The 15,825-nt window shown below is 60.0% G+C and carries 15 protein-coding genes; 8 read left to right on the top strand and 7 right to left on the bottom strand.

Annotated elements, in window-relative coordinates:
• The first annotated feature begins 226 nt into the window (after positions 1-226).
• The 3 genes from pdxH (at position 227) to BM438_RS17755 (ending at position 3,694) form a co-directional block, all read left to right on the top strand.
• Positions 227-868 carry a pyridoxamine 5'-phosphate oxidase gene (pdxH, locus tag BM438_RS17765; protein ID WP_093635686.1) on the top strand — a complete coding sequence of 214 codons (642 nt, stop codon included), beginning with the start codon at positions 227-229 and terminating at the stop codon, positions 866-868.
• 140 nt (positions 869-1,008) lie between these two features.
• Positions 1,009-2,223 carry an SAM-dependent methyltransferase gene (locus BM438_RS17760; RefSeq protein ID WP_093635684.1) on the top strand — a complete coding sequence of 405 codons (1,215 nt, stop codon included), beginning with the start codon at positions 1,009-1,011 and terminating at the stop codon, positions 2,221-2,223.
• A gap of 103 nt (positions 2,224-2,326) precedes the next feature.
• A complete protein-coding gene (locus BM438_RS17755; protein WP_093635682.1) occupies positions 2,327-3,694 on the top strand; it encodes a DUF72 domain-containing protein in 1,368 nt (455 codons plus the stop codon).
• A gap of 137 nt (positions 3,695-3,831) precedes the next feature.
• On the opposite strand, the gene msrA is transcribed toward BM438_RS17755, so the two are convergent.
• Positions 3,832-4,380, bottom strand: a complete 549-nt coding sequence (gene msrA, locus BM438_RS17750; RefSeq protein WP_093635680.1) for a peptide-methionine (S)-S-oxide reductase MsrA — start codon at positions 4,378-4,380, stop codon at positions 3,832-3,834.
• A gap of 256 nt (positions 4,381-4,636) precedes the next feature.
• On the opposite strand from msrA, the gene BM438_RS17745 reads away from it, so the two are divergent.
• On the top strand, positions 4,637-5,146 hold the full coding sequence (locus tag BM438_RS17745) for a flavin reductase family protein (RefSeq protein ID WP_093635678.1): 510 nt from the start codon (positions 4,637-4,639) through the stop codon (positions 5,144-5,146).
• Between the two features lie 89 nt (positions 5,147-5,235).
• On the opposite strand, the gene BM438_RS17740 is transcribed toward BM438_RS17745, so the two are convergent.
• Positions 5,236-5,745, bottom strand: a complete 510-nt coding sequence (locus tag BM438_RS17740) for an Lrp/AsnC family transcriptional regulator (RefSeq protein WP_054034335.1) — start codon at positions 5,743-5,745, stop codon at positions 5,236-5,238.
• Positions 5,746-5,875: 130 nt separating this feature from the next.
• Here BM438_RS17740 and kynB point away from each other — a divergent pair, with 130 nt between their 5' ends.
• From kynB to BM438_RS17720, 4 genes are all read left to right on the top strand, one after another.
• Complete coding sequence (gene kynB, locus BM438_RS17735) at positions 5,876-6,514, top strand: arylformamidase (protein WP_093635676.1); 639 nt, start codon at positions 5,876-5,878, stop codon at positions 6,512-6,514.
• 76 nt (positions 6,515-6,590) lie between these two features.
• Positions 6,591-7,841 carry a kynureninase gene (gene kynU / locus BM438_RS17730; protein ID WP_093635674.1) on the top strand — a complete coding sequence of 417 codons (1,251 nt, stop codon included), beginning with the start codon at positions 6,591-6,593 and terminating at the stop codon, positions 7,839-7,841.
• A gap of 10 nt (positions 7,842-7,851) precedes the next feature.
• A complete protein-coding gene (kynA, locus tag BM438_RS17725) occupies positions 7,852-8,820 on the top strand; it encodes a tryptophan 2,3-dioxygenase (RefSeq protein WP_093635672.1) in 969 nt (322 codons plus the stop codon).
• A 392-nt stretch (positions 8,821-9,212) separates the two neighbouring features.
• Entirely contained in the window at positions 9,213-9,698 is a 486-nt protein-coding gene (locus BM438_RS17720) for a hypothetical protein (RefSeq protein WP_093635670.1), read from the top strand.
• Between the two features lie 103 nt (positions 9,699-9,801).
• Here the strand turns inward: BM438_RS17720 and BM438_RS17715 are convergent, their stop codons facing one another.
• The 5 genes from BM438_RS17715 to BM438_RS17695 are packed head-to-tail and all read right to left on the bottom strand — an operon-like array spanning position 9,802 to position 15,775.
• A complete protein-coding gene (locus BM438_RS17715) occupies positions 9,802-10,539 on the bottom strand; it encodes an SDR family oxidoreductase (RefSeq protein WP_093635668.1) in 738 nt (245 codons plus the stop codon).
• Entirely contained in the window at positions 10,536-12,080 is a 1,545-nt protein-coding gene (locus BM438_RS17710; protein WP_093635666.1) for an FGGY-family carbohydrate kinase, read from the bottom strand. Before BM438_RS17710 ends, BM438_RS17715 begins: the two co-directional genes overlap by 4 nt.
• Before the next feature lie 51 nt (positions 12,081-12,131).
• Complete coding sequence (locus tag BM438_RS17705; RefSeq protein WP_093635664.1) at positions 12,132-13,226, bottom strand: alcohol dehydrogenase catalytic domain-containing protein; 1,095 nt, start codon at positions 13,224-13,226, stop codon at positions 12,132-12,134.
• A gap of 34 nt (positions 13,227-13,260) precedes the next feature.
• On the bottom strand, positions 13,261-14,268 hold the full coding sequence (locus tag BM438_RS17700; protein ID WP_093635662.1) for an ABC transporter permease: 1,008 nt from the start codon (positions 14,266-14,268) through the stop codon (positions 13,261-13,263).
• The gene (locus tag BM438_RS17695; RefSeq protein ID WP_093635660.1) at positions 14,255-15,775 is read right to left on the bottom strand and encodes a sugar ABC transporter ATP-binding protein; all 1,521 of its coding nucleotides are present in this window, start codon (positions 15,773-15,775) and stop codon (positions 14,255-14,257) included. Before BM438_RS17695 ends, BM438_RS17700 begins: the two co-directional genes overlap by 14 nt.
• Positions 15,776-15,825 lie beyond the last annotated feature (50 nt).

The raw sequence follows: 15,825 nt of genomic DNA, 5'->3' as shown, positions 1-15,825 counted from the left end.
CATAGAGTGGCAAAAAACGCTCAGGCACGCTCAAGCGTTCGCAGCCCGTATTTTGCCTGATCGCGACGATCCACATGGCCGCACCCACTCAAGCACACTTAGGCACAAACGGCCGCAAAACATTGTGGTGTGGATGTCCACACAGCCCAGCGGGGCTTGACCTGGTCGCGCGCAAAAAATTCAAGCCCTGGCTATACTGGTTAGACTGAAGCGTTCGCATAAGAACATGACCTCACTCGCCGAACTTCGAAAAAACTATTCGCTGGGTTCTTTGGACGTTGCCAATATCAACCGCAACCCGTTTCGTCAATTCGACGCGTGGTTTCAGCAAGCGGTAGACGCCCAACTGCCCGAACCGAATACGATGACGCTGGCCACCGTCGACTCGCGTGGCCGGCCGTCGGCGCGCATCGTGTTGATCAAAGGTGTGGACGAGCGCGGCTTTGTGTTCTTCACCAACTACGAAAGCCGCAAGGGCCGCGAACTGGCTGCCAATCCCTACGCGAGCCTGCTGTTCTACTGGATCGAACTCGAACGCCAGGTGCGCGTGGAAGGCCGCATCGTCAAAACCAGCCCGGAAGAAAGCGATACGTATTACGCGTCGCGTCCGCTTGGTTCACGCATCGGCGCGTGGGCATCCAATCAAAGTCAGGTAATTGAAAGCCGCTCGCAGCTCGAAACACGCGAACGCGAAATCAGCCTGCAATACGGCGACCAGCCACCGCGCCCACCGCACTGGGGCGGTTATCGTTTGGTACCCGAAGCAATCGAATTCTGGCAGGGCCGACCGTCGCGTCTGCACGACCGTCTGCTCTTCACGCGTTCAAGCGAAAGTAGCGACTGGCAAATCTCCCGCCTATCGCCTTGAATCGGAATACAACACGTATGCGCGTTGCCAACGCAGCAACGCGCGACGGCCGGATTGCGCCTCGCGGTATGGGAGTTGCACCGCAGTGAGCTGCGATCCACACAGGCTTTGCTTTAGTTCAACGGACACGGAGAAATCACATGTTCTGGGAGAAAAAGCTGGCGCAGTGGGTGGAAGACGTAAAAACCAAGGCTAACCTGCCAGCACGCCTTGTGTTGTGGGACGGTCAGCAACATGACTTCGGGCAGTTCGCCGCGCCTCAGGTCACGCTACATGTCAAAAGCGCCACGGCGCTGCCCTATCTGCTCGAACCGAGCCTCGACAATCTCGGCGAGGCGTACGTGAAGGGCAAGATCGACATCGAAGGCAAGCTGTCGGACATCATCAACGTCAGCTACCAGCTGGCGCGCAACACCGTCACCAGCGCGAGCAAGCTGGCGCGCGTGCGGCGCTACTTCCAGCATTCGAAGTCGTCGGACAAGAAGGCCATTCAGTATCACTACGACGTCTCGAACGAGTTCTACAAGCTGTGGCTCGACGAGAACATGGTGTACTCGTGTGCGTACTTCGAGAATGGCGACGAAGATCTCGCCACCGCGCAGATCAAGAAGATCGATCACATCCTCACCAAGATCCAGTTGCAACCGGGGCAGCGCCTGCTCGATATCGGCTGCGGCTGGGGTGCGCTCGTGCTGCGCGCGGCTCAGAAGTTCGGCGCGAAGTGCGTGGGTGTGACGCTGTCGCAGAACCAGTTCGATCTCGCCACCGCACGCGTGAAAGCCGCGGGTCTGGAAAACCAGATCGAGATTCGTCTGCAGGATTACCGCGACGTCGAAGGGCAATTCGATCGCATCACCAGCGTCGGCATGTTCGAGCACGTCGGCCGCAAAAATCTGCCGGGCTACTTCAAGAAGATCCACGATCTGCTCGTCGACGACGGCGTCGCCATGAATCACGGCATCACGTCGAGCGATTCGGACAGCGGCGAAACCGCGCTAGGCGGCGGCGAATTCATCGACCGTTACGTGTTCCCGGACGGCGAGCTGCCGCATATCGGCCTTGCGCTCGAAGCAATGCAGCGCGGTGGACTCGAAGCGGTTGACGTCGAAAGCCTCCGCCGTCACTATGCGCACACGCTGGACATCTGGGCGGAAAACTTCGAGGCGCATGCGGACGAAGCCCGCACGCTGGTCGACGACGAAAAATTCCGCATCTGGCGCGTGTACCTCGCCGGTTGTGCGTACGCATTCGAAACCGACGACGTCTCGATCTACCAGGTGGTGTGCCGCAAAGCCGGCCGCAGCGCGAAAACCTTGCCGTGGTCGCGTCGCTATATGTACGACAAATCACTGTGATACGGTTGCGCCACGGCGATGTGCCGTGGCTGCGTGCCGGATCTACGTGCATGGCGTAGACGGCCCGACGCGGCGCAAACCTTAAACAGCAGGTCGAACATCGATGGACCAGAGCGGGACAAGTGAAGTTGAACAGCCGGTGAGCGGCGAGCAGGACGCACAGGCCGATGCACCGCAGTTCGATCTGTTCGGGATGCCGGTCGAGCAGGTACCGGCATCGGCGGCGCCCGCCGCTGCCACCCCGGCAACGGTCGACGAAACGGCACAGCTCGAGCGGCGGCGGCAGCCGCGCGCAAAGAAGAGCGCCACCACCCTCTGGCAGGAAGATGACGCGCCACCGGCGCCCATCGCCGACGCCGACGCCGACTCCAGTTCAACACCGTCTTCCCCGGATACGCCGAAAAAACGCCGTACCCGCGACGTGCTCGCCGCTCCGCCCTCTGCTGAACTCCTGGCGCTCGCCGCCGAACTGCCGGCGCAGATCCACCTCGGTACGTCGACATGGTCCTTTCCGGGCTGGAACGGCATCGTCTACGGCGACGAGTACAGCAACAGCAAACTCTCGCGCGAAGGTCTGACAGCCTACGGCGCGCATCCGCTGCTAAAGACTGTCAGCATCGACCGGTCGTTTTACCAGGCGCTCACCGTTACCGAATACTTGCGCTACGCGCAGCAGGTGCCGGAGCACTTCCGCTTCATCGTCAAAGCACCGATGACGATCACCGACGCCACCGTACGCGCCGAACGCGGCGAGCCGGTTTCGTTAAACCCGTGCTTCCTGAACGCGCAAATGGCGATCGACGAATTCGTCACGCCATGTCTCGAAGGCCTCGGTACGAAAGCCGGTGCGCTGGTGTTCCAGCTGTCGCCGCTGCCCGACCAGATGCTCGCGCAACCGGCGGTGTTCATTGAGCGACTCGCCGAGTTCCTGACGGCGTTGCCGAAGCTGCCCGAAGGCACGTGCTATGCGATCGAAATCCGCGATGGGAGTTTGCTCACGCCGCGCTTTATCCGCACGCTAAAGGCGGCGGGCGTGCGGTATTGCGTGGGGATTCATGCGCGGATGCCGGATCCGCTGCGCCAGGCGGCGGCGCTCGCGCTACTGGACGGCGAGCCGGCCGGGCCGCTGATCGTGCGCTGGAGTTTGCACGGCGGCTTCAAATACGAACAAGCGAAGGCCAAGTACGAACCGTTCAACCAGCTGGTCGATCAAGACCCGTCGACCCGCGCCGCGCTCGCCGAGCTAGCCGCGCGCTATGCGCTGGCCGGGCAGCCGGTGGTGATCGCGATCAACAATAAGGCGGAGGGGTCGGCGCCGTTGAGTTGCGTGGAACTGGCGCGGGAGATTATTGAAGCGTATGCGCGGCTTGCTCATGAGCACGAACACGAGCATGACCAGGTGCAAAGGCGCCCGGAGTCGGAGCCGGATTCGAACGAGAATGGGCAGCAAGAAGGCGACGAGGAAGGCTGAGCGGCGGCGCAACGCCCACGCGTGGCGAGCCATCTGAGGTCACGTGGCTCGCCGAGCCGCCACTTAAACGCCGGCGGCCCAAGTCGAAACCTGAACCGCCGCCCGTCCCGCGATCAGACCTCCACCGCCGCGCCGACTCAGCTCGCCTTGATCCGATGCGCGAACTTCTGACGAAACTTCGCGACCTTCGGCGCCACGACAAACGAGCAGTACCCCTGATTCGGATGCTGCGCGAAGTAGTTCTGGTGATACGCCTCAGCCGCCCAGTAATTACCGTCGAGCGGTAGCACCTGGGTGACGATCTGGCCGTCGTAGATACCCTGTTCACCGATCTCGCGAATCGCTTGCAGCGCCGTTTCACGCTGCGCGTCGGAGTGGGTAAAAATCACCGAGCGGTACTGCGTGCCGACATCGTTGCCCTGCCGGTTCAACTGGGTCGGATCGTGGATCGCAAAGAAAATATCGAGAATCTCGCGATAGCTGATCTTCGCCGGATCGAAGTCGACGTTCACGACTTCCGCGTGGCCCGTCACGCCGTCGCACACCTGCTCATAGGTCGGCCGCTGGGTCTGGCCGCCCGCGTAGCCCGACTCCACCGAGTTCACGCCTTCGACGCCCAGATACACCGCTTCGAGGCACCAGAAACACCCGCCACCGAGGGTGGCGACTTCGCCTGTCTGACTCATGCTGCTTGCTCCTTGATACTCATAGTCGGCCGATGCCGGTCCCAGTTAACCGCAACGCTCATGCCACCACCAAGACTTTCCAGCTTAGCGGTTTTTCCATTAACCGGCAGGTGTCGCGGCCAGTCCACCGCGATTGCAGTTAAAATTGGGGCAAATCGACGATTTTCACTATGACTTTTGAATCATTTGTTTCCGGCCGCACGCGCGATGGGTTCAGTCCGGGGTCCACCCGGTTTGCGCCGAAGGCTTCCGCCCGATGAAGCGCGCCAGCCCGCCCAACTTCGACCAGCCCGCCTTTAAACAGGCGCTCAGCCAATTCGCCACCGGCGTCACCGTCATCACCACGCGTGCGGCGTCCGGCCAATTGATCGGCATCACGGCCAGCTCGTTCAATTCGGTTTCGCTCAATCCGCCGCTGGTGCTGTGGAGCCTCGCCACGCGCTCGGCGTCGATGCAGGTGTTCCGGGCGAACAGTCACTACGTGGTCAACGTGCTGGCCGCGTCACAGCTCGATCTGTGCAAGCGCTTTGCCACGGTGAAGGGCGATCGTTTCGAAGGCGTCTCGCACGCCGAAGGCGACACCGGCATGCCGGTGCTCGACGGCGCGCTCGCCTGGTTCGAATGCCATAACCGCAGCCGCTACGAAGAAGGCGACCACGTGATTTTCGTCGGCGAAGTGGAGCGCTGCGGCGTCCACGAGAGTGCCGCGGAGATTGCGCCGCTCGTCTTCCACAGCGGTCAATTCCACGGACTCAAGCCGCTCTGAACGCGGCGCCGCTGTGTTTTAACAGCGGCCCGCAAGCGGGTAAAACCGGCTACACGGCCAACCGAAGCAAGCTGACCAGCAACTCGCACTCAGCTGTGTGGCGCGCTATGTCCGGTAGTTTTCGGCACCAGCGACACCGGTACGCCCGAATCTTCTTTCAACGTCTGCAACACGATATTCGAACGAATATCCATCACGCCCGGCGCCTTATAGAGGCGTTGCAGCACGAAATCCGAATAGTGTTTGAGATTGTGGGCGAGCACCCGCAGCAGATAGTGGGTTTCGCCGGTCACGACAAACGCACCGACCACTTCCGGCCAGTCCCGCACCGCCTCCGCAAAACGCTCGTGCCAGTTCTCCTGGTCGTTGCGCATTGACACCTGCACGAACGCTTCCAGTTCAAAACCCAGCACTTCGCGATTCAGACACGCACGGTAATGTTCGATGACGCCCTGCTCTTCCAGCAGGCGCAGGCGTCGTAGACAGGCCGATGGCGAAAGAGAAATGCGCTCCGCCAAGTCGAGATTGCTGATCCGTCCTTCTTGCTGAAGCACCGTCAAGATACGGCAATCGGTGGCGTCGAGCGAGATCGCGTTCATATTCGGTCTCCCTTTCCCATTTGACTCAAATTATGTTCCAAGACACGGCTCAGAAGGAGATTTTTTCGCAATCACATTTCGCGCCAAGCCACCTATCATTCCCGGATAGACACAATCCGCAGATGGAGACATGGACACACTCTGGGACATCACCCCCGCCGTCGATACCGCGACGCCCGTCTGGCCCGGCGATACGCCGGTCGGCATCGAACGCGTGTGGCGCATGGAGGCGGGCTCGCCCGTCAACGTCGCACGCCTGACCTTGTCGCCGCATACCGGCGCCCACACCGACGCCCCGCTTCACTATGACGCCGAAGGCGCGGCGATCGGCCAGGTTGCGCTCGATGCGTACCTTGGACGCTGCCGCGTAATTCATTGCATCGGCGCTTCGCCTGTTGTGACACCACAACACCTGAGCGGCTCGCTCGACGACCTGCCGCCGCGAGTCTTACTACGCACTTACAAAAACGCGCCGACTACGGTCTGGGATAGCGCGTTCTGCGCGGTTGCGCCGGAAACGATCGACCTGCTGGCAGCGAAAGGCGTGAAGCTGATCGGCATCGACACGCCGTCGCTCGATCCGCAGGAATCGAAGACGATGGACGCGCACCATCGCATTCGCGCGCATCGTATGGCGATTCTCGAAGGCATCGTGCTGGATGCCGTCGCGCCCGGCGACTACGAACTGATCGCGCTGCCGCTGAAGCTGACCACGCTCGATGCGAGCCCCGTGCGCGCCGTGTTGCGCGCGCTGCCCGAGTCTCGCTGATCGGCGACGCTCTGCAAACTGAAGCACCGCACTCATCGCATCCACCGAATTCCCTGATCTGACTGACTGGACCACCATGAACACTCGTGAAGAAGCATTGGCGCTGGATAGCGCCGACCCGCTCGCAACGCTGCGCGACCAGTTCGCGCTGTCATCGACGACCATCTATCTCGACGGCAACTCGCTCGGCGTGCCGCCGGCCGCTGCCGCGCAGCGCGCGCAGACCGTGATCGGCGCCGAATGGGGCGAAGGTCTCATCCGCAGCTGGAACACCGCCGGATGGTTCGAATTGCCGCGCCGTCTTGGCAACAAGCTCGCGCCGTTGATCGGCGCCGCTGACAACGAAGTAGTCGTCACCGACACGATTTCGATCAACCTGTTCAAGCTTTTGTCGGCTGCTCTGCGGGTGGCGAATGCGCGCGATCCGAAGCGTCGCGTGATCGTTTCTGAGCGCTCGAATTTCCCGACCGATCTGTATATCGCGCAAGGGCTGATCGAACAGCTCGACCGCGGTTATGAGTTGCGCCTCGTTGACGATCCGTCCGAGTTGCCCGCCGCGATCGGCGACGACACCGCGATCGCGATGATCACTCATGTGAATTACCGCACCGGCTATATGCACGACATGGCCGCGCTGACCAAACTGATCCACGACAAGGGCGCGCTCGCGCTGTGGGACCTCGCGCATTCGGCGGGCGCGGTGCCGGTCGATCTGAATGGCGTTGGCGCTGACTACGCGGTGGGCTGTACGTATAAATATCTCAATGGTGGTCCGGGTTCGCCGGCGTTCGTGTGGGTGCCGAAGCGTCATCAAAACGATTTCTCGCAGCCGCTGTCCGGCTGGTGGGGTCATCGTGCGCCGTTCAAGATGGACCCGGCGTATCAACCTGACGATGGCATCGGCCGCTTCCTGTGCGGCACGCAACCGATGGTGTCGATGTCGCTCGTCGAATGCGGTCTCGATGTGTTCCTGCAAACGGATATGCAGACGATCCGCGCGAAGTCGCTCGCGTTGACCGATTTGTTTATCGAACTGGTCGAAGCGCGTTGCAGCGAATTTCCTTTGAAGCTTGTAACGCCGCGTGAGCATGCACAGCGCGGTTCGCATGCGAGCTTCGAGCATCCGCATGGTTATGAAGTGATGCAGGCGTTGATCGCGCGTGGCGTGATCGGCGACTATCGCGAGCCGCATGTGTTGCGGTTTGGCTTTACGCCGCTGTATACGCGCTTTGTCGATGTGTGGGATGCGGTCGAGACGTTACGCGAGGTGCTTACGCAAGAGACCTGGCGGGCACCTGAATTTGCCGCTCGCGGCGCTGTGACCTAAGGAGCGCGCGATGACCGATCATATGCAAACGCCGGGATTGCCGGAAGAGAAACCGGCGCAAGGGTGTCCGTTTGGGCATGGCAGTGGGGTTGCTCCTTCGGTTGCTCCTTCGGCTGCTGCTACGGCGTCTGCTACGGCCACTGCTGCCGCCGATTCCGGCGACGGCTGGCATGACGCGCAGCTCGATTTTTCGGAGTCGATGAGTTACGGCGACTATCTTTCGCTGGGGACGGTGCTGGATGCGCAGCATCCGTTGTCGCCGGATCACAACGAGATGCTGTTCATCATCCAGCATCAGACGAGTGAGTTGTGGATGAAGCTCGCGCTGTATGAATTGCGCGCGGCATTGAAGGCGGTGCATCGCGATGAGTTGCCGCCGGCGTTCAAGATGCTCGCTCGCGTGTCGCGGATCATGGAGCAGCTCGTGCAGGCATGGAGCGTTCTCGCGACGATGACGCCGTCCGAGTACACGGCGATGCGGCCTTATCTGGGTAGCTCTTCCGGATTTCAGTCTTATCAGTATCGGCAGATCGAGTTTTTGCTCGGCAATAAGAATGAGCAGATGCTGAAGCCGCACGCGCATCGGGCAGATGTTCTTGCTGAGGTGACGGCTTCGCTGGAAGCGCCTTCGTTTTACGATGAAGTTGTTCGACTGCTGGCGCGGCGTGGGTTTGCGATTTCACCGTCCAGGCTGGATCGGGATTGGACGCAGCCGACTACGCATGATGCTTCTGTTGAGGCGGCGTGGTTGGAGGTTTATCGGAATCCGTCGCAACATTGGGAGTTGTATGAGATGGCGGAGGAGCTTGTCGATCTCGAGGATGCGTTTCGACAGTGGCGGTTCAGGCATGTGACGACGGTTGAGCGGATTATTGGGTTCAAGCAAGGCACGGGTGGTACGAGCGGCGCTCCTTATCTGCGGAAGATGCTCGATGTGGTTTTGTTTCCTGAACTTTGGCATGTGAGGACGATGCTTTAGGCGTCTTCGTTTCGTTGCCAATGCTCGATGCATTGCGCGTGTTCGTGCGATGCGTGGTGCAGCGTAGGCGCACAGGTAAAAACGTAAAGATTGGTCACAATTCGTGTGTTTAGCCTGTTTGGTTGATCGTCTTAAAAAACGGTTGGGTTAGATTTCCATGTGCCGTTGGACAAGACGGCTGGGTGTGAGAGCCCGAAGCAACGAAACGCACTACTTCTGAAAGTAGGTAGTGTTCAATCACGCACGCCTTTCCTATGGGCGGGCCGTGGTGAGTGGGTCGCAAGGCTCGCCGGTTTCGTTTTGTTGCCCGGTCTCTCAAACTCGCTACGTGCCCGCTCACCCCGTCTGTTAGAGAGTGTCGGGCGTTTCAGGAACACATCGGAAATCGCACCATGACCAAAACCACCAAGAAGACTCAAACGGCATCACGACCGCCCGTTGATGCGCTCCAGTACGAAAAGCTCGCACTGTCGGCTTTTGGAGCATGCGATCGACAAATCCGACAGCTTCGAACACTGATCGATCTCGCGGCGAGCATCACCCGATGCCCAGCTACGACGGTTGAAGAAAGACGCAGTGAGCGCAACCTGCTGGAACACCTGCTCTATACCGTCGAGCAATACCAGCAGGAAGTTGAATGTGACCGTGACCTGTACCAGGTGATCGCGCTCGATGCGAAGGGAGTTGCTCATAGTCGCATCACAGCCAAGCTTGCGACGAAGCTTCTCTCGGATGCTGCAGAGGCGGGGCGGGAAGCAGGGGAAGCTGCGGCCGAAGCTGAAGCTGCGTCAGACAAAGCGGTGACGCGTAAGCGGGAGCGCGTGAGGACTGCTGCGTGTGCGCGGGCTGATGCGCAGCAGACGACAGTGAAGCACTAGGGTGAAGTCGCGGCCACGATGCCGCTGCAAAGAATAAGGCGCGAATTGTTCGCGCCTTATTTATGCAAACGCACTCACCACCAACGCCGCGCAGATAGACCAATCACCTCGCCGTATACCCCCCATCAATCGGCAAACAAACCCCACTAATCATCGAAGCCGCATCGCTCAACAAAAACATAATCGGCGCAGCAACCTCTGCGGACTCCGCGAAGCGATGCAGAGGAATCGCCTTCAACGCAGGATCGCGTTTCACAGGATCACTCCACGCCTGCACCGCCATCGGCGTCAACGTCACCGTAGGATTGACGCTATTCACCCGGATACCGTATGGCCCCAACTCGATACACAAAGCCCGCGTAACAGCATCGAGCGCCGCCTTGGAAGCCGAGTAACTCAAATGGTCATCCAGCGCCACGAGCGCAGCCTGACTGGAAACGTTCACGATGCTGCCAGCGCGCTTCGCATCGATCATCCCGCGAGCCACATGCTTCGCAACCAGCACCGCTCCGCGCGCATTCACCCCCATCACACGATCGAAACTCGCGCCGGTCGTATCCACCGCACGCTCAAGCAACGCGATCCCCGCACAGTTCACGAGCCCATCAAACGCATCGAGCGAACCCAATGCGTCATCAATAGCGGACTCATCGCTCACATCGAGCATCATCGGTTCGCAGCCCGTTTCCTCAGCCAACCGCGCAAGCTCATTCACATTCCGCGCCGCGGCGACCACACTCGCGCCAGAAGCACACAACGCTTCCACCGTCGCGCGCCCAATTCCACTCGACGCACCCGTCACAAGAATCGAGTGACCAGAAAAATCAAAAGTAGCATTCATGATGTCTGCAACCGATGCATGACCGGCTTCAACGCCGGATACAAATCCCTATAAACGCCGAACCGTTGCTCATACAGCGCCATCCGTTGCGCGTTCGGCTCTGCACGTTCAATCAGCGTGACCCATCCGTTCTGCGCTTCTTCACGCGATACCAGGCCAACACCGACACCCGCCAGCAACGCCGCGCCCATGGCCGCCTCCACGTCCTGCTCGATCGTGTAGACCGGATAGCCGGTAATGTCCGCAATGATCTGCATCCACAAATCCGAATGCGCGGCGCCGCCCACGACGATCAACTTGTCATCCAACGATTGCGCGCCTTTACGTCCCGCTTCGATGTTGTGCTTCAACGCGAACGACACGCCCTCCAGCACCGCACGATACAGATGTGCCCGCGTGTGATACAGGCTCAGGCCGACAAACGCCCCACTCGCCTTCGCATCCCACACGGGGCTTCGTTCTCCCATCAAATACGGCAAGAACATCACACCATCAGAGCCTGCGGGAATCTGAGAAGCACTTTCTTCAAGCAAGCGATGCGGATCCCCATTCGGCATCGCACGCGCCGCCTCGGTCTCCGCATGACAAAACTGCTCGCGATACCACGTCACCGAAGCGCCCGCCGTAATCGCACCACCGAAGACATAAATATCGCGCTGACCGTTGAACACATGCGGCATGCTGATCAACCCATGCCGCGCATCGACTGTCTGGTTGATATACCCCCAGCACATACTCGTACCGATCATCGCAACGTGCTGCCCAGCACGCGTGACTCCCGCGGCAAACGTCGCCACCGCAGCATCCACGCCGCCCGCAACGATCGCCGTGCCCGCCTCCAATCCAAGCTGCCCGGTCCACTGCGACAACAACCCGCCCACCACGTCCGACGATTCCACCAACCGCTCCGGCATCATGGTTGCGGGAATGCCGAGCATGTCGAGCGCTTCGTCCGACCAGTCGCGTTTCGCGATATCGTAGAAGCCGCCGATATTGCCCGCCGAACTATGATCGACGGCGACCTCACCGGACAGCATGTAAATCACGTAAGCGTTCGGCGGCAGGAAGTAACGCGTATGCGCCCAGATTTCCGGCTCGTGATCGCGCAGCCACAGCATCTTCGTGTAACCGTAGTAGCTGTCCACACCGTTGCCCGTGATCGCATACAAGCGCTCGAGGTCGATGTTTTTACGCACCCACTCGACCTGATCGGTCGCACGCCGGTCCATCCAGATCAGGCACGGATAAAGCGGCCGCATATCACTATCGACGGGAATTCCCGAGCCGCCATACAGACTGCTCACGCACACCGCCTTGATCGACTTCGCCGCGACACCCGCCTCCTTCGCCTTGCGCACGCAAGCCGCAATACACTCCACCACCGCCTTCAACCACACTGCCGGCCATTGCTCGGCCCATAGCGGCTTGGGCGTGTCCGGCTGATAGCTCGACGCATGCTGCGCGACGATCGTGCCGTGCTGATCGACCAGCAAAGCCTTGGTGCTCTGCGTGCCGATATCGACGCCGATGACGTAGTCCATACAGTCTCCGTTTATATGCCGCTCGTCCTTGCCTCGCGCCGCGCCAAGCGCTCAGGCACGCGGCTTCATCAATACCTTGATCGAATCGAGCGAGTTAGCGACCTTGATCGCTTCGTCCCATTCTTCCAGCGAAAAGCCGTGCGTGACAATACCCTTCGACGTCACGAGCCCGCGCGCCAGCAAATCGATCGCAATCGGATAACAGTATGGACCCAGATGCGCGCCGCGCACATCGAGTTCCTTGCGGTCGCCGATCACCGACCAGTCCAGCGTCGTATCCGAACCGAACACGGAAAACTCGACGAAGCGCCCAAGCTTGCGGATCATCTCCATGCCCTGATTGACGCCGATCGGCGCGCCGGTCGTTTCGATATAAACGTCGCAACCATAGCCATCAGTCAGCGAATGAATGATCGCCAGTGCGTCTTCCTGTTTCGGATTGATCGTCACGTCCGCGCCGTATTCACGCGCAAGTGCCAGACGCTCCTCAACCAGATCGATCACGACCAGCTTCTTCGGTGTTTTCAGATGCGCGACTTGCGTCATCATCAAGCCAAGCGGACCTGCTCCGGCAATCACCACCACGTCGTCGAGTTGCAGATCACCGCGGTTCACCGTGTGGATCGCGCAAGCAAGCGGTTCAATGATCGCGGCGTCTTCGAGCGAGATGCCATCGGGAATCTTATGGACGATTGCCGTCGGCGGAATGCGCATATATTCGGCCATGCCGCCGTCCGCGACTTCGCGCTGGAAACCGAAAATGTTGTGCACCTCACACATCCAGTACTGGCCGGATTTGCAATAACGGCATTTGCCGCACGGCACAATCTGTTCGGCGATCACGCGGTCGCCGATCTTCACCCCGAAGTGATCGGCCGCACCCTCGCCGATTTCTTCGACGAAACCGAAGAACTCGTGGCCCGGAATCACCGGCGCTTTGACCCATGGGCTCGGGCCGCCCCAAAACATCTTCGCGCCAGAATGACACTTACAGTCGCTCGCGCAGATACCGCACGCGGCGATTCGGATCACCAGCTCATGCGCGCGGGCCTTGGGCTTGGACACCTGTTCGACGCGATAGTCTTTCGGTGCGTGGCAGACGATCGCCGTCATTTCCTGCTTATCGGATTGCGTGGATTGAGTCATTGCATGGTCCTGCTAAAAGGAGGTCGTTTAAGAGTTACTTTCTACGGTCGCGGCTGATGTAGATCGCCAGCAAAATAATTCCGCCCTTGATCACGTTCTGCACATAAGGATTCACGCCGACCATGTTCAGGCCGTTGTTCAACACGCCCAGTAGCAACGCGCCGATCAGAGTGCCGATGATCGAGCCGCGTCCACCGGAAATCGAGGTACCACCCATCACCACGGCGGCGATGGCATCGAGTTCGAAACCGACGCCTGCGTTCGGCTGGCCGCTCATCAAGCGTGCAGTCAACACGATGGCGGCGAAGGAGGACGTCAAACCAGCAATCGAGTAGACGATCAACTTCACGCGAGCCACACGCACACCGGACAGACGCGTCGCCTGTTCGTTGCCGCCAATCGCATACACGTAGCGGCCGAACGGCATCCGTTCGAGCAACACCCAGGCGATCGCATAGATCACCACCATGATCACAACCGGCGCCTGAATGCCGAAGATCTTGCCGCTGCCGAAGAAACTGACCCACTCAGGCAGGCCGTCGATTGGATAACCACCCGTGTAGATCAGCGCGAGGCCGCGGGCGATCCCCATCGTCGCGAGCGTGACGATGATCGGTGGCATACCGGCGAACGCGACGAAGAATCCGTTCGCAGCGCCGAAGCCCAAACCGACTGCGACGCCGACCGCCAAGGCAGCCACTGCGTTCATCCCGGCCACCATCAAACCCGCGGCGAGCGTGCCCGCCAAAGCCATCACGGAGCCAACCGACAGATCGATACCTCCAGTCAGAATCACGCACGTCATCCCCACAGCAATGATCGCGTTGATCGACACCTGGCGCAGCACGTTCTCCAGATTCGCAGCGGAGAGAAAACTGTCGCTCGCGAATACCATCACGATGCACACCACCAGCAAGCCGATGAACGGATAGAACAGCGTCGAGCGTTTCAACGCGGCCCACGTAAAGCGCACCGGTGCGCCCGGCGTGTCACTACTGACAGTCGACGTTTTCGGCGATGAAGAAGGATTAGGCGTGTTCATGAGCTGCTCCACGGGTGCCGGCTGTTGCATAGGTCATCACGGCGTTCGAGTCGATCTCGCCGCCTTTGAGCATCGCTTCGATGCGGCCCTGCCGGAACACGGCGACGCGGTCGCACATGCCGACGATCTCCGGCAGTTCGGACGAGATCATGATGATCGAGTAGCCGCGCGCGGTGAGTTCGCGCATCAGCAGATAGATTTCGGCTTTGGCGCCGACGTCGATGCCGCGTGTCGGTTCGTCGAAGATGAGGATGTTGGTGTGGTGATTCAGCCAGCGCGCGATCACCACCTTTTGCTGATTGCCGCCTGAGAGCGTCGCGACTTCGGTGTGCATCGTCGGGGCTTTGACGCCGACGCGCTTCATGATGTCGGCGGTCGCACGCGCTTCACTGCGCTGATCGATGAAGAAGCGCAGCGAGCGGTACTTGCCGAGGTTGTTGATCGAGATGTTCTGCTTAATCGAGAAATCAGTGATCAGGCCTTCGGTCTTGCGGCTCTCAGGAAGAATGCCGACGCCGGCGCGCAGAGCATCGGCGGGATCGGATAGTTTTTCGGCTGTGCCGTTGATGCGGATTTCTTTCACGTACGCCGGGTCAGCGCCGATCACGGCCAGCGCGGTTTCCGTGCGGCCCGAACCGACCAGTCCAGCGAAACCGAGAATCTCGCCTTCACGCAAATTGAAGCTCAGCACCGGGCTGTCTTTCAGCAACTGCAGCTTTTCGACGTCGAGCACGATCTTCGCATCAGTACGCAGTGGCGGCTTCGGCGGAAAGCTGTTCTCGATGCGACGCCCCACCATCATTTCCACCAGACGGCTCACATCGGATTGCGCGACCTCCGTCATGCCGACGTACTGGCCGTCGCGCAATACGGTAATGCGATCGCACACCTCAAAGATTTCCTCCAGGTGATGCGAGATGAAGATCATCGCGACGCCCTGCTGTTTCAGGTCACGCATGATCGCGAACAGGTGTTCCGCTTCGGCAGGTGTGAGCGTCGCGGTCGGCTCATCCAGAATCAGAATGCGCGCTTCCAAAGACAACGCCTTGCCGATTTCAACGAACTGCTGCTGCGCAACCGACAACTCACGAATCGGCACCGACAAGTCGATCGCCACGCCCAGGCGCTTAAAAATCGCCGCGGCCGCGCGCCGCATCTTGCCGCGCTCGAGCAGACCCAAACCGTTCTTCAATTCACGGCCGAGAAACATGTTCTCAACCGCGTTCAGATACGGAATCAGGCTGAACTCCTGAAACACGATACCCACGCCCGCGGCAACCGCATCGTGGTAGTTCGTGAAGTGCCGCACTTCGCCCGCGATCGTAATCGTGCCTTCGTCCGGCTGATAGATGCCGCACAGGATTTTCATCAACGTGGATTTTCCCGCGCCGTTTTCGCCGAGCAACGCGTGAATCTCACCGCGCGCGATTTCCAGGTGAATGCCTTGCAACGCCTTCACACCGGGAAAGCTTTTGGTGATTTTGTCGAGCTTGAGTATCGTGTCCATCGGGTCCTCCTCTGCTGCTCGTCGCCATGTTCATCGAAGAAACATGGCAA

Source organism: Paraburkholderia aspalathi (assembly GCF_900116445.1).
In the GTDB taxonomy this organism is placed as follows: Bacteria; Pseudomonadota; Gammaproteobacteria; order Burkholderiales; family Burkholderiaceae; genus Paraburkholderia; species Paraburkholderia aspalathi.
This window is presented reverse-complemented; position numbering and strand designations above follow the sequence as displayed.

Coding starts and splice junctions, on each gene's coding strand:
- BM438_RS17745 (WP_093635678.1), top strand. CDS start 4,637: ATGAAGCGCGCCAGCCCGCCCAACTTCGACCAGCCCGCCTTTAAACAG.
- BM438_RS17740 (WP_054034335.1), bottom strand. CDS start 5,745: ATGAACGCGATCTCGCTCGACGCCACCGATTGCCGTATCTTGACGGTG.
- msrA (WP_093635680.1), bottom strand. CDS start 4,380: ATGAGTCAGACAGGCGAAGTCGCCACCCTCGGTGGCGGGTGTTTCTGG.
- kynA (WP_093635672.1), top strand. CDS start 7,852: ATGACCGATCATATGCAAACGCCGGGATTGCCGGAAGAGAAACCGGCG.
- kynB (WP_093635676.1), top strand. CDS start 5,876: ATGGACACACTCTGGGACATCACCCCCGCCGTCGATACCGCGACGCCC.
- BM438_RS17755 (WP_093635682.1), top strand. CDS start 2,327: ATGGACCAGAGCGGGACAAGTGAAGTTGAACAGCCGGTGAGCGGCGAG.
- BM438_RS17720 (WP_093635670.1), top strand. CDS start 9,213: ATGACCAAAACCACCAAGAAGACTCAAACGGCATCACGACCGCCCGTT.
- BM438_RS17700 (WP_093635662.1), bottom strand. CDS start 14,268: ATGAACACGCCTAATCCTTCTTCATCGCCGAAAACGTCGACTGTCAGT.
- BM438_RS17760 (WP_093635684.1), top strand. CDS start 1,009: ATGTTCTGGGAGAAAAAGCTGGCGCAGTGGGTGGAAGACGTAAAAACC.
- BM438_RS17695 (WP_093635660.1), bottom strand. CDS start 15,775: ATGGACACGATACTCAAGCTCGACAAAATCACCAAAAGCTTTCCCGGT.
- BM438_RS17710 (WP_093635666.1), bottom strand. CDS start 12,080: ATGGACTACGTCATCGGCGTCGATATCGGCACGCAGAGCACCAAGGCT.
- BM438_RS17715 (WP_093635668.1), bottom strand. CDS start 10,539: ATGAATGCTACTTTTGATTTTTCTGGTCACTCGATTCTTGTGACGGGT.
- BM438_RS17705 (WP_093635664.1), bottom strand. CDS start 13,226: ATGACTCAATCCACGCAATCCGATAAGCAGGAAATGACGGCGATCGTC.
- kynU (WP_093635674.1), top strand. CDS start 6,591: ATGAACACTCGTGAAGAAGCATTGGCGCTGGATAGCGCCGACCCGCTC.
- pdxH (WP_093635686.1), top strand. CDS start 227: ATGACCTCACTCGCCGAACTTCGAAAAAACTATTCGCTGGGTTCTTTG.